This is a genomic window from Vreelandella sp. DA03-1M (assembly GCF_055725665.1).
The window spans coordinates 2,455,453-2,468,226 of sequence record NZ_CM146798.1 but is presented as its reverse complement, the minus strand read 5'-3'; the positions used below and the strand labels follow the sequence as shown (position 1 = coordinate 2,468,226).

The 12,774-nt window shown below is 56.8% G+C and carries 9 protein-coding genes and 1 pseudogene; 3 read left to right on the top strand and 7 right to left on the bottom strand.

Features of this window, described 5'->3' with window-relative positions; all coding sequences use genetic code 11:
- The first annotated feature begins 21 nt into the window (after positions 1 to 21).
- The 3 genes and pseudogenes from ACXUPB_RS11520 to ACXUPB_RS11510 all read left to right on the top strand — a co-directional run bounded on the left by ACXUPB_RS11520 (position 22) and on the right by ACXUPB_RS11510 (position 2,764).
- A pseudogene (locus ACXUPB_RS11520) lies at positions 22 to 771 on the top strand (electron transfer flavoprotein subunit beta/FixA family protein).
- Between the two features lie 29 nt (positions 772 to 800).
- Positions 801 to 1,727, top strand: coding sequence for an electron transfer flavoprotein subunit alpha/FixB family protein (locus tag ACXUPB_RS11515; RefSeq protein ID WP_035555649.1), 927 nt, complete (start codon positions 801 to 803; stop codon positions 1,725 to 1,727).
- A gap of 77 nt (positions 1,728 to 1,804) precedes the next feature.
- Complete coding sequence (locus ACXUPB_RS11510; protein ID WP_472952507.1) at positions 1,805 to 2,764, top strand: NAD(P)H-dependent flavin oxidoreductase; 960 nt, start codon at positions 1,805 to 1,807, stop codon at positions 2,762 to 2,764.
- On the opposite strand, the gene ACXUPB_RS11505 is transcribed toward ACXUPB_RS11510, so the two are convergent.
- The 7 genes from ACXUPB_RS11505 to ACXUPB_RS11475 form a co-directional block, all read right to left on the bottom strand.
- Positions 2,746 to 3,525 (bottom strand): enoyl-CoA hydratase/isomerase family protein, encoded by a 780-nt coding sequence (locus ACXUPB_RS11505; protein WP_472952505.1) that lies wholly within the window; start codon positions 3,523 to 3,525, stop codon positions 2,746 to 2,748. The two genes, ACXUPB_RS11510 and ACXUPB_RS11505, sit on opposite strands and share 19 nt — an antisense overlap.
- A gap of 47 nt (positions 3,526 to 3,572) precedes the next feature.
- On the bottom strand, positions 3,573 to 4,691 hold the full coding sequence (locus ACXUPB_RS11500) for an acyl-CoA dehydrogenase family protein (protein WP_472952502.1): 1,119 nt from the start codon (positions 4,689 to 4,691) through the stop codon (positions 3,573 to 3,575).
- Positions 4,692 to 4,698: 7 nt separating this feature from the next.
- Entirely contained in the window at positions 4,699 to 5,892 is a 1,194-nt protein-coding gene (locus ACXUPB_RS11495; RefSeq protein WP_472952499.1) for an acyl-CoA dehydrogenase family protein, read from the bottom strand.
- Positions 5,889 to 7,301: an enoyl-CoA hydratase/isomerase family protein gene (locus tag ACXUPB_RS11490; protein WP_472952497.1), complete on the bottom strand. Its 1,413-nt coding sequence runs from the start codon at positions 7,299 to 7,301 to the stop codon at positions 5,889 to 5,891. The genes ACXUPB_RS11495 and ACXUPB_RS11490 overlap by 4 nt, the downstream gene beginning before the upstream one ends.
- A 62-nt stretch (positions 7,302 to 7,363) precedes the next feature.
- Positions 7,364 to 9,373 (bottom strand): TRAP transporter permease, encoded by a 2,010-nt coding sequence (locus ACXUPB_RS11485; protein WP_472952495.1) that lies wholly within the window; start codon positions 9,371 to 9,373, stop codon positions 7,364 to 7,366.
- Positions 9,374 to 9,423: 50 nt separating this feature from the next.
- Positions 9,424 to 10,584, bottom strand: coding sequence for a TAXI family TRAP transporter solute-binding subunit (locus tag ACXUPB_RS11480; protein WP_035579457.1), 1,161 nt, complete (start codon positions 10,582 to 10,584; stop codon positions 9,424 to 9,426).
- A gap of 224 nt (positions 10,585 to 10,808) precedes the next feature.
- Positions 10,809 to 12,509, bottom strand: coding sequence for a SulP family inorganic anion transporter (locus ACXUPB_RS11475; protein ID WP_472952493.1), 1,701 nt, complete (start codon positions 12,507 to 12,509; stop codon positions 10,809 to 10,811).
- Positions 12,510 to 12,774: the final 265 nt, after the last annotated feature.

The following is a 12,774-nucleotide window of genomic DNA, read 5'->3' as shown; positions in this document are numbered from 1 at the left end:
TAATCGCCTGGAGCACGCCTTATGAAAATTCTCGTCGCGGTTAAACGCGTTATCGACTACAACGTCAAAATTCGCGTTAAAGCGGATCACTAGGACGTGGATCTCACTAACGTCAAAATGGCCATGAACCCGTTCTGCGAAATTGCCGTGGAAGAAGCGGTACGCCTGAAAGAGAAGGGTGTGGCCACAGAAGTGGTTGCCGTCACCGTTGGCCCCAAAACCGCCCAAGAGCAGCTGCGTACGGCACTGGCGCTGGGTGCGGATCGTGCTATTCATATCGAAACCGATGAGCGCGCCGAATCCCTGGCCGTGGCCAAGCTACTGGCTAAAGTGGTCGAGGAAGAGCAGCCGGGCTTAGTGATTCTCGGCAAACAGGCCATCGACACCGACAACAACCAGACCGGCCAAATGCTTGCTGCGTTGACGGGGCTGCCCCAGGGTACCTTTGCGTCAGAAGTGGCGGTGGACGGTGACAAGGTGCATGTGACCCGTGAAATCGACGGCGGTCTGCAAACCATTGCCCTGACGCTGCCGGCGATTGTGACCACCGACCTGCGCCTCAACGAGCCGCGCTACGCCAAGCTCCCCGATATCATGAAGGCCAAGAAAAAGCCGCTGGATGTCAAAACCCCCGCCGACTACGGTGTCGAGGTTGCCTCCAAGGTGAGCCTGCTAAAAGTCGAATCGCCAGCGGAGCGCAAGGGTGGCGTTAAAGTCGCCTCGGTAGACGAACTGATCGATAAACTCAAAAACGAAGCCAAAGTACTTTGAACAAGGTGCTTTAAAGAGGAGCTGATTCCATGAGCATTCTGGTACTTGCTGATCTACACGAAGGCCAACTGGCTGGCACCACCGCACACGTTGTGGCGGCCGCCCAAGCCATCGGCGGCGATATCGACGTTCTCGTTGCCGGTGAAGAGGTGCAAGCCGCGGCCGAGTCTGCCGCCAAGCTTGACGCCGTGAGCAAAGTGCGCGTCGCCGATAACGCCGTTTACGCCCACCAACTGGCCGAGCCCATGGGTGCGCTACTGGTTGAGCTGGCTGGTGATTACACCCACGTGCTGGCCAGCGCCTCCACCACCGGCAAAAACGTGCTGCCACGCCTGGCGGCCCTGAAAGATGTTAGCCAGCTGTCGGATGTGCTTGGTGTGGAGAGTGCCGACACTTTCTTGCGCCCGATCTATGCCGGTAACGCCATCGCCACGGTTAAAAGCGATGACGCGCTGAAGGTCATCACCATCCGCACCACCGGCTTTGACGCGGTAGGCGCTAGCGGCAGTGCACCGATTGAAGCGGTCGACACCGTGGTGGAAAACACCCAGTCCAGCTTTGTCAAAGAGGAGCTGGCGAAATCTGATCGGCCTGAGCTGGGCGGTGCCAAGGTGGTGATCTCCGGTGGTCGCGGCATGGGCAACGGCGAAAACTTCAAGCTGCTTGATGGCATTGCCGACAAACTAGGCGCGGCCATTGGCGCTTCTCGCGCCGCGGTAGACGCAGGTTTTGTGCCCAACGATATGCAGGTGGGTCAGACCGGTAAGATCGTTGCCCCGGATCTGTATATTGCCGTGGGTATCTCCGGCGCCATCCAGCACCTGGCGGGTATGAAAGACTCCAAGGTCATCGTCGCGATCAACAAAGACGACGAAGCGCCGATCTTCCAGATTGCTGACTACGGGCTGGTGGGCGATCTATTCGAGATACTGCCGGAGCTTGAGAGCAAGCTGTAAACGCCCTTAAGAGAGTCTCGTAAAAGCCCCGTAAGGGACTTTTTAACGACCTTACAATAACAATAGTGAGTTGCCCTATGCTAACGCGCCTAACCGCTTCGTTAACTCTGCCGGTGATCGGCTCTCCGATGTTTATCGTCTCAGGGCCTGAGTTGGTGATTGCCCAGTGCCAGGCAGGCATTATTGGCGCTTTTCCAGCGCTCAATGCCCGCCCAGCGGAAGCCCTGCGCGAGTGGCTGCAGCAGGTCACGCAAACCCTGGCGGAGTATGATCAGCATCACCCAGAACAGCCTTCGGCGCCCTTTGCGGTTAATCAAATCGTTCATCCTACCAATGACCGTTTAGCGCACGATGTCGCACTGTGCGCCGAGTTTAAGGTGCCGTTGGTGATCACCAGCCTGCACGCGCCTAATCAAGTGGTGGAACAAGTGCATGCCTATGGTGGGCTGGTCTTTCATGATGTCACCACGCTGCGCCATGCCAAGAAGGCCGTTGATGTTGGTGTCGATGGCTTAATATTGGTGTGCCACGGTGCGGGCGGCCATGCCGGACGCTTAAACCCTTTTGCGTTTGTGGCCGAGGTGCGTCGCTTCTACGACGGGCCGCTGGTGCTGGCGGGGGCGATTACCCAAGGCGAACAGATCGTTGCCGCTCAAGCGCTAGGCGTTGACTTGGTGTATATGGGCACGCGCTTTATTGCCACCCAAGAGGCAAACGCTCAAGCCGCCTATAAGCAGATGGTGTTAGACGCCGCCGCGGGGGACATTGTCTATACCAACCTGTTTACTGGGGTGCACGGTAACTATCTACGTCAGAGTATTGAACAGGCAGGATTGGACCCGGATGCGCTACCTGAAGGCGATAAAAGTGCTATGCGCTACGGCTCGGGGGGTAGCAGCAAAGCCAAAGCGTGGCGGGATATCTGGGGGGCGGGGCAGGGCGTAGGCAGTATTTCCACACTTAATAGCGTGGCCGACGAGATAGCCACGTTGCGACAGGACTACCAGCAAGCGCTGGATCACTTACGCCGGCTTTGACGAAATGCCATCACGCGCATCTGAAAATCCTCAGAGGCTTTGCACTGATCCTGTAACTTGCCCTCCAACGTCATCGTGTCATTCAGCGAGCGTTGTGCGGCTTCACGCAGGGCGCGTTTGGTAGCGCTTAATGCCTGGGATGACTGCGCGACCAGCGCTTGGGCCAGCGAACGCGCCTCCGCTAGCACCTGGTTATCTTCGACGACGCGGTTAGCCAAGCCGAGTGCGACGCAGCGCTCACCCGCAATGGGGGTTACCAAGGCGGCCATTTCAAACGCCTGAGCATGGCCAAGCTTGCGTACCAGATGCCAGCAGGCGCCCCCGTCGGGAATCAAACCAATATTGATAAAGGCAAGCTTGAGATAAGCAGAGCTGCCCATCACCACCATATCGCTGGCGAGCACATAAGAAACGCCTATACCTGCAGCAGCTCCGTTAACGGCCGCTATCACCGGCTTATCCATCGTCATTAAACTGCGCAGGGCGGGTAGAAAGAGCGTTTCCAGCCGCTCGCTGGCGGGCTCAGCCGTGGCTTTCTCAAACTCCGCCAGATCAGCGCCAGCGCAAAACGCGCTGCCTTCCCCACGCAGAATCACGCAGCGAACCTGTTCATCAATTGCCACTGCCGCTAGCGCCTCATTGAGTGCCAAGGCGGTGGCTTCATTGAGGGCATTACGTACCTCTGGGCGCGCAATCGCTACTTCGACGATGCCATCATCAATAGCGCTAACAGTGACTAACTCGCTGAGAGGGTCTGGCATATAGCGCTCCACTTTAACTTTTCAAGGCAACATGTTAGGCAATATCGTTAGGCAACCTTTAATAGCTCGCTGACCGTTTCAAAATGGTAGTCGCTGTCGCCTAAATGGTGATCGAACATTACCAGATGCTTGGCGTAGCTGGCGACATAACACTCTTCGGACATCCCCATACCGCCGTGGAGTTGGATCGCCTGTTCGGCAATAAAGCGCGCCGATTCGCCGCAGTACGCCTTGGCCGCGGCAATTTTATAATCCCGCTCACTGGCTGGCAGAGTCAGGCTAGTGGCAGCTAAAATCGCCATTGAGCGCGACTGTTCCAGGTGCAGATGCATATCCACCATGCGGTGCTGAAGCGCCTGGAAGGTAGATAGCGGCAGGCCAAACTGCTTGCGCTCTTTTAGGTAGGCCAGGGTCTGATCGCAGGCCTCTTCCATTGCACCGATAGCTTGGGCACACAGTGCGGCACGACCAAGGGCGAGAACCTCTGCCAGCGTATCGCCGACATCGTCATTCAGGCAGTTGGCTGGCGGCAGCGTGACGCTGTCCAGGGTCAAATCACCGGCGGGCTGATCGTCGATAGTGCGGTAAAAGTGCGACGATGTGCCCGGTGCATTCGCAGGGACGATAAATAGACCTAGCTTGCCGTTATCCAATCGAGCGGTAACCAGACTAGCCGCTGCTGCTTCAAGGTTCAGGACGACGTCTTTTCTGCCGCTTAACTGCCATTGCCCATCTTGCTGGGTCGCTTGGGTAGCGATCGCCAAGGCGTCGTAACGGGCGTTGTGCTCTTGCCATGCAAAGGCTAGCTGGTGTTCGCCTTCAAGCAGCGGGGTTAGCCACTGGGTTTGCTGATCGCTATTGGCAGTTAACGCCAGCAGTTGACCTGGCAGCACCAGACCGGCCAGATAGGCTTCTGGCACCAAGCCGCGTCCCAGCGCCTGCATGATAATCATCAGGTCGGTGCCGTCGCCGCCTAATCCGCCGACGTCTTCACTAAAGGGCATATGCAGCAGGCCCAGCTCGGCAAAAGTGCGCCATAGCGCAGAAGCACCATTGGGAGTAGCGGCAAGCATAGTACGGCGCTGTTCGGGCGAAACCTGGTCGGCCACCAAACGGGTGAGCGTCTCTTCGAGCATGCGCTGCTCGTCGGTTAAAGCAAAATCCATGGTGACCTCACATGTTTAAAATGGTTTTGGCGACGATACTTTTCTGTATCTCGTTGGCACCGCCATAAATCGACAGCTTGCGACGGTTGAAGTACTGGGCGCTGGCGGCCGCGCTTTGGGCGCGCTCGTCATCCAGGCTGCCTTCGCCATGCAGGAAGTCGGGGAAGAATGGCAGTGCGGCGGGGCCAAGGGCACGGCGGGTGAGTTCGCTTAGCTCCTGGCGAAGCTCTGAGCCACGTACTTTGAGTAGCGAGCTTTCTGCACCGGGTACGCCGCCATCCCGGGCCGCGGCAATCACGCGTAGGTTGGTGACTTCCAGCGCCATCAATTCAAGCTCGGCTTTGACGACACGGTGGCGAAAGCTGGGCAGCTCCAGCAGCGGCTTGCCGCGATGCTCGATTCGGCTGGCCAGTGACTTTAAGTGACGCAGCGCCTGCTTGGCGTGGCCAAGCCCTGCAATGCCGGTGCGTTCGTGGGTGAGCAGGAATTTGGCGCAGGTCCAGCCCTGGCCCTCTTCACCGACACGGTTTTCAACCGGCACTCGAACGTTATCTAAAAAGACTTCATTAACCTCATGGGCGCCATCCAGGGTAATAATGGGCCGCACGGTAATGCCAGGGGTTTGCATATCAATCAGCAGAAAACTAATGCCTGCCTGCTTTTTCGCCTCTGGGTCGGTACGTACTAAGCAAAACAGCATGTTGGCGTGCTGGCCTAGGGTCGTCCACGTCTTCTGGCCATTCACGATATAGTGGTCGCCATCGCGCACCGCGCGTGTATTCAGTCCCGCCAAATCAGACCCTGCGCCGGGCTCAGAGTAGCCTTGGCACCACCAATCCTGGTTGCTCAAAATACGCGGCAGGTAATGCTCCTTTTGCTCAGCGCTACCGAATTTCATAATCACCGGCGCCACCATATTAACGCCAAAGGGAACGACTGTCGGCGCGTGGGCCGCGGCGCACTCTTCATCAAATATATGCCGCTGCACGGGCCCCCAGCCTGTGCCGCCATGCTGTTTAGGCCAGTTAGAGGCTAGCCAGCCCTGTTCGCTGAGGAGGTTCTGCCAGCGCAGGTGATCATCGGCACGCAGGTGGCGCCCTAGGCGCACGCGTTCACTAATGTCGCTGGGCAGCGCATCGGCTAGAAAATGGCGAACCTCTGCGCGAAAGGCCTGCTCTTCGGGGCTAAAGGTGAGGTTCATCGGGGGGTGTCCTTAAGGGTTGATTGACGGTGAGGCCCACCTAAGTGACGCGGGTATCCCAGTACTTCCACCGCCAACAAATCGATATCGCTCTCGCGGTAGCAGAAGCCGTTCTTTGCGATGCCGACGCTCGCCTGTTCAAGGGCAGTTTGTCTGTTGCTCGCTGTAGCCTGCTGGCTAGCAAGTTGCAGCGTATTCAGAAGGCTTTGCTGTCGGCTGACCACAACGTTTAACCGCAATGCCTTAAGAGTGAGTGCCGCTCGCTGTTGGGTAAGTGGCTCTGCGCTTAAGTTGACCAGCTCTACCATGCTGCCGTTTTCAGCAACGATAAGGCTTAGCGCGCTATCGCTGCCGCGGCTGATGCCAATGTTTTCTAGTGCGATGGTAGGGAGCGCTGTGCCTGATTCCCTCGCTGCATTTGGCGCCAACAGACAAAGTTCAGTAGCGTTGTCTGGTGCACTGGTTAGGGTAATGCCCGCCTTTTGTGCGGCTTTTTGCAGGCGCTCAAACAGTGGATCTTCGCCGATTAGCGCAACGTGTTTAAACGCGTCGGCTTTCTCAACCTCAGGCACCATATGGGGGCTACGCGCAGCGAAAAAGAGATGAATAAGTCCGGCGCGTTGAGGGGAGTCCATACAGGCCAAAAACAGCTCCCGCTCACGACGCAGGCCGTCTTGGAGTGATTCAGCCGTCACAGAGGCCTCCACAGCTTCCACAATGCGAAACGGTGAGAAGAGCTCGGCAGCGTCTTGATGCAGCCGTTCCAACATAGCGGAGATTGCCTGGGGATTAGCCGTTGGCGCTGGCAGTTGGCCCGTAACACGTGCCATTGGGTTGTCTGCAAGCACTGCTTGGGCCGCAGCTAAACCCGCTTCAAGCGGTGTTTCAGCACTGCTAATGGCGTCGATAATGCCTGCCTCAAGTGCTTCTTCTGCTTCCACAAAACGCCCGCTGGTGATCATCTCTAAGGCGCGCTCAACGCCTACTAAACGCGGCAAACGCTGGGTGCCACCAGCGCCGGGCAGTAGACCCAGCTTAACCTCCGGAAGACCCACCCGGGTTCCCGCCAGTGCCACTCGATAGTGGCAGCCCAAAGCCACTTCCAATCCACCGCCCAGGGCTGTGCCGTGCAGGGCGGCAATCAGCGGTTTTGGGCAGGCTTCCAGTTGGTTAATCACATCGGGCAGCAGAGGGGCTTGAGGCGGCTGACCAAACTCACGAATATCTGCCCCGGCAATAAAGGTGCGGCCATCGGCGAGCACGACCAGCGCTTTAGCATCTGTGTCAGCAACACCCTCTTTAAGCGCATCGACTAAGCCACCGCGTACCGCGTGACTTAAGGCATTGACCGGCGGATTGGCTATTTGAATAACGCCTACATCGCCGTGACGCTGATAATGAACGGACATAGTTAGGCTCTCGTATTTCGCATGATAGTGAATTGAAAAGAGTACGCTTGGTGCCCCATCTGTTACGCAACAGAGGCGCTTTGCGAACGCCGATGGTGGCGCTGGCTTAAGCGTGCCATCAAAACACCGGGTACCAGCGCGGCTGTGGCCAGACCGATCAATTCCCACTGGCTAAGCGGCACCATCCCACCACCCGGTAGCGCCAGTAGTAGGCCAGCGATCAGTATCAAGGCACGAATCACGATCTCTTGCAGTGCGCCATAGCCCAGTCGACCAACCCCCATCAGGTAACCCTGCATGGCAGAAGCAAACAGGATGATGCCGATGACCGCCTGGATAAAGACAGCCACGATCATCAGCGGCGCGCCCTGCATAATCAGCGCGGGGTTGAGTACGAATAGGAAGGGAATAAAGTAGATCACGCTACCCAGACGCATCGCCTGCAGGCCCGTTTCCATGGGCCGGGCTCCGGCCACGGTAGCCGCGGCAAAGGCACCCAGTGCCACTGGCGGGGTAATAAAGCTCAGCATGCCCCAATAGAGAATGAACATATGTACGGCCATGGGATCCAGTCCGCCGCCTTGAATCAGTGCAGGGGCTAGAGCAACGGCGAGGAAGATATAGGCAGCCGTCACGGTCATGCCAATACCCAGCACAAAACTGGTAACTGCGCCCATAATCAGCAGCAGCGGCACGCTGCCACCGGCAATATTGATAAAGTCGTTAGCGATGGTGCCGGAAAGGCCGGTCATCGAAAGTGCGCCCACCAGCATGCCCACGCCAGCCAAAATAGCGATTAACTCGGCAAACAGCTTGGCCGCAGACGACAGCGTATCGGCTACATCCTTCCAGCCCCAGCGGTTATGTTTGGAAAGCTGGTTGAGCACCAACAGCAGCGCGGTGGCGTAGAAAGGTGCCACGGCTTCGCGCTGCATAATCAGCAGCATCCAAACTAATAAAGCAAAGACAAAAATAAAGTACCAACCCTCTTTGAGGGTTTGCCATAGCGAAGGCAGTTCAACGGCGGGCAAGCCTTTAATGTCGTGGCGGGCCGCGTAGGCATCAATCTGAATAAACAGACCCAAGAAATACAGAATTGAAGGAATGACGGCAGCCAGCGCTACCGCGGAATAGGGAATGTCGAGAAACATGGCCATGACGAAAGCGGTTGCGCCCATCACCGGTGGCATCAATACACCGCCGGTTGAGGCGCAGGCTTCCACACCGCCAGCAAAGGAGCGGCTCATACCGATACGACGCATGGCGGGAATTGACAAAACACCGGTGGTCAGTACGTTACTAATAACGCTGCCGCTCATCGAGCCCATCAGGCCGCTGGAGAAAATCGACACCTTCGCGGGGCCGCCGCGCACATGGCCCAGCAGCGCAAATGCCAGGTTGATAAAAAACTTACCGCCGCCGCTTTTTTGCAGCACGACACCAAAGACCAAAAAGCCGATCACCAGGCCCGCGAACGCCTGCAGCGGCACCCCCATGATGCTTTCGGTACTCATGGTGTGGTACATAGCGGTCTGTTCAAGCGTCGAAGGAAACGCCTGGATAGGGCCGGGGACGATATCCGCCACCAGCGGGTAAAGAGAGAAGACCCCCGCAATGATAGCAATCGGTAAACCGCCTGCCCGGCGGGCCGCTTCGATAATGAGCAGCCAGTAGGCATAGCTGGCATAAATAGCGATCTCAGGCGCAGAAAACGCCCAGCCGCGCTCTAAAATAGGGACTGCGTTATAAACAAAATAGCCGCCAACGATTAGCGTTATAGCGCTCAATAGGTAGTCGTACCAAGGGATAGGCTGTTCTTGTTGGCGACTGCGCATGGGCCAAAGCAAGAAAACCAGCGGTAGCAGTAGTGCCACAACGGCATAGTAGAACTGCGTTTCCAAGCCGGTTACGAACGTCAGTAAGCCAACGTTGAAAAGATAATCCAGCGTCATCGCCATCAAGATGACGGTGACCGTGGCGGGGATCCAGCGCAGCGCAGGGGGAAGCTGACGAATTTGGCTGATTTTTTCTTTAACCTGCTGATTATTGGCAGGTGAGGTATCTGTGGTCATGAGGGCATCCGTCAATCAGCAGGGGGCGGCAAGTGCCGCCCCGTGGCGTATTACTCGAAGATCGGTTCGAAACCGGCATCGCTAAGCGCGGTGGCTCGGGCTTCCATCCAGTCGGCAGTAAACGCCTCGTCATCACTGGGGGCGTCTTGCATAAAGCTTTCCCAGGCGCTTAGCAGTACATCCTGACGTTCAACCAGCTCATCCTGATGGGCCTGCATTTCATCAGTCCATACGTCGATCTCTTTGTAGTACTCCACGACCGCATCGTGGAACGGCACTACCCATTGAAGATCTTGCTGTTCCAAGGCGTAGCCAAGCGCCCCTGGGGCGTTATCTTTGTAGTCGTCGAAATTTTCCTGCATGGCTTTGATTAGGCCATAAGCGACATTGTCATCCAGGTCTTGGTTGGCTACCACAATGGGGTATGGGTAGCTAGCGCTGGGCACCGGGTTTTCGGCGCTGATGCCACCAGCCCCAGACGTGACTTCGTGCGGGCGGAAGTAGGGCGCAACGGCGGCCATGCGCTCCCAGCCTGCTTCGTCGTTGGGGTCTAGCACTGGCCAGCTAATGCCGCGCGGACTACTGGCCAGCTGCTGGGCTGGCGGGGTCACCGTGGTGGTAAAGGAGGCATCCACATCGCCAGCGATAATGCCGTCGAACGAGCGCCCGTAGCCGGGGTAATCAACCCGCTCTACGTCATCCCAGGTCAAGCCACCAAAGGCAAGGTAAGCTTCGGTGCCTTTATTGAGCGCATCGTCACCGCGGATATAGGCGATGCGCTTGCCGGCCAGGTCAGCGGGCGTTTCAACGTCCAGGTCGCCCGCAACCGCAAGGGAAAGACCAAAAGAGGCAGTGGAAGTGGTAATGACGCGTAGTGGCTGAGGACCCCAGTCGCGGTCGGCAAACATCATTACCCCTTCAGCGCCGTAGTAGCTGGCGATCCCGCAGGCGCAAAGGTCAACGCGGCCCTGCTTAAGCGGCGTCATTCGTGAAACATCGTTGTCCCCCGGCAGGATACGCACTGATGAATCGTATTTGTTCTGCAGCATATTGCCGATGGCGACGGCTTGGGCATAGCCGCTTGAGTTAGTGCCGTAGGCCGTCCAGGCCATGGTACCGGGGAGTTCAATGTCACTGGCGTGGCTGACTGCTGCGCCGAGTAGCGATAAAGGTAAGGCGGCGATGAGTAGGCGGTGAGCAAATGGATGCATTGGGATGCTCCTTTATTGTGGTTGTGCTTAAGGTTTTAGTTACGTTTGGCTACATAGTGTTTTGCTATGCGGTACTTGATTTTGCTAAGTGGTCGGCTGATAGTAGAGAAGCCGCTGGGTGGCTGTCAATGCTGTTGTCAGCAGCGGTGCCCGTTGGTAAACAACAGGCATAAAAAAACCAGGCAAAAGCCTGGTTTTTCAGAGCAGTAGCGAGAGCAATGCAGTTAAGAAAATTCACGCCAAGCGGCGTAGGTGCTTAAAAACACCCGCCCGGTAAGCGCATCCAGAAAGTCACTCTTCTTTAGCTGATCCATCACCGGGCCTTTGACCTCGGATAGATGTAGTTTTACATCGGAGTCTTTTAAGCGGGCGTTGATGGCATCCAGGCTTTCTAGCGCCGAGGCATCAATCAGGTTAACCGCCGAACAGATCAATACAACGTGCTCAAGCTCGGGGTGGCTCGCTACCAGGTTATAGACGGTGTCTTCCAAATAGCGGGCATTGGCAAAATAGAGGCTCTCATCAATGCGCAGCAGGGCAACGGTATTGACCGTCTCGACATCGTGGCGGGTAGTATTTCTAAAGTGTTCGGTGCCGGGGACGCGGCCTACCAAGGCGCTATGAGGGCGGCTGGTGCGGTACAAAAATAGCGCAATAGAGAGCGTTACCCCGCTGATGATGCCCGCCTCAACGCCTTCGCATAGTGTCAGCAAAATCGTCACCGCCATGGCGGCAAAGTCGCTGCGGGAGTAGCGCCAGGTTTGCCGCAGCATGGGGATGTCCACAAGCGTCAAAATCGAAACGGTGATCGTTGCGGCCAGGGTCGCGATGGGCAGGTAGTAGAGCCAGCCGGTGAATGACATAGTGACCAGCGCAATACCTAGCGCCGCAAAGGCACCTGCCGCAGGCGTTTGTGCGCCTGCATCGTAGTTGATGACCGTGCGGGATAATCCCCCAGTGACCGGCATGCCGCTGGAAAGCCCGGCGGCTAAATTGCTGGCACCAAGGCCCACAAGCTCCTGATTGGGAGAGATACGCTGGCGCCGCTTCGCGGCCAACATCTGGCCCATGGAAACCGACTCCACAAAGCCGACCAGGCTAATCAGCAGCGCGGGGATCACAAGAGCCCGCCACAGTGAGTAGTCTCCCAAAGGGAAGCTCAGTGCGGGTAACCCGCCTGGAATTTGTCCCACAACGCTGACGCCTTTATCGCCCAACTGCCAGTACCAGGTAACCAGGGTGGTAATCACGACGGCAAAGACCGGCCCTGCTTTGGCAATCAAGTCTGCCAGGGTGCGTGGCAAGCCCATTGAGTGCAGGGCGGCTTTACCATGGCGTCGCATAACGATCAAAAACAGCAGCGTTCCACTGCCGATCAGTAAGGTGGGTAAGTTGAAAGTGGCTAAATTAGGCACCAGGGTGACAAGGCGTTCCACCAGGGTAAAGCCACTACTCTCAACCCCCAGCAAGCTGCCCAGCTGGCTAGCGGCGATCAATATGCCCGACGCCGTTAAGAAGCCGGAAATAACCGGGTGACTGAGAAAATTGCTGAAAAAGCCCATTTTCAGCAGCCCCATCACGACCAGCATGCCACCGGAAAGCAGGGACAGGATGAGCGCTGCCTGTAAATAAGTCTCTGTGCCTGTGACCGCCACGGAGGAGAGTGCGGCACCGGTCATCAAAGCGATGATGGCGACCGGCCCGACGGCAAGGGTTTTGCTGGTGCCAAACAGGGTATAGACCAGTTGTGGCAGGATGCTGGCGTAGAGGCCTACCACGGCAGGCAGTCCGGCTAGCAGCGAATAGGCCAGCGACTGGGGAATGACCATCACCGTGACGATCAAGCCCGCCAAAAGATCGGCCCCCAATAGGCGTTTATGGTAGTGGGGGAGCCACGTCAGGATCGGCAAATAGCGCTTTAGCATGGGTTCCAGGTGTTATCGGAGTGGCAGAACAAAGAGAGTAAGGGATATTCCATTTCATTGCAGTGCTTATGTTCATTTGCACGGCGGTAACTCCATGATGACGAAGCGCTTAATACTTTGCGTCTTCACCCAAAGTGCTACTTCTTTCATTAGCATAACCCGTTAAGCATAGGCATAAAGGACATTTAAACCTTCTTACTAAGACTGTTTGATACTCAACAACATCAATAAATGGGTGCTGCTCATGAGTGTACTGCTATTGCTA

Coding starts and splice junctions, on each gene's coding strand:
- ACXUPB_RS11480 (WP_035579457.1), bottom strand. CDS start 10,584: ATGCATCCATTTGCTCACCGCCTACTCATCGCCGCCTTACCTTTATCG.
- ACXUPB_RS11510 (WP_472952507.1), top strand. CDS start 1,805: ATGCTAACGCGCCTAACCGCTTCGTTAACTCTGCCGGTGATCGGCTCT.
- ACXUPB_RS11515 (WP_035555649.1), top strand. CDS start 801: ATGAGCATTCTGGTACTTGCTGATCTACACGAAGGCCAACTGGCTGGC.
- ACXUPB_RS11495 (WP_472952499.1), bottom strand. CDS start 5,892: ATGAACCTCACCTTTAGCCCCGAAGAGCAGGCCTTTCGCGCAGAGGTT.
- ACXUPB_RS11475 (WP_472952493.1), bottom strand. CDS start 12,509: ATGCTAAAGCGCTATTTGCCGATCCTGACGTGGCTCCCCCACTACCAT.
- ACXUPB_RS11500 (WP_472952502.1), bottom strand. CDS start 4,691: ATGGATTTTGCTTTAACCGACGAGCAGCGCATGCTCGAAGAGACGCTC.
- ACXUPB_RS11490 (WP_472952497.1), bottom strand. CDS start 7,301: ATGTCCGTTCATTATCAGCGTCACGGCGATGTAGGCGTTATTCAAATA.
- ACXUPB_RS11505 (WP_472952505.1), bottom strand. CDS start 3,525: ATGCCAGACCCTCTCAGCGAGTTAGTCACTGTTAGCGCTATTGATGAT.
- ACXUPB_RS11485 (WP_472952495.1), bottom strand. CDS start 9,373: ATGACCACAGATACCTCACCTGCCAATAATCAGCAGGTTAAAGAAAAA.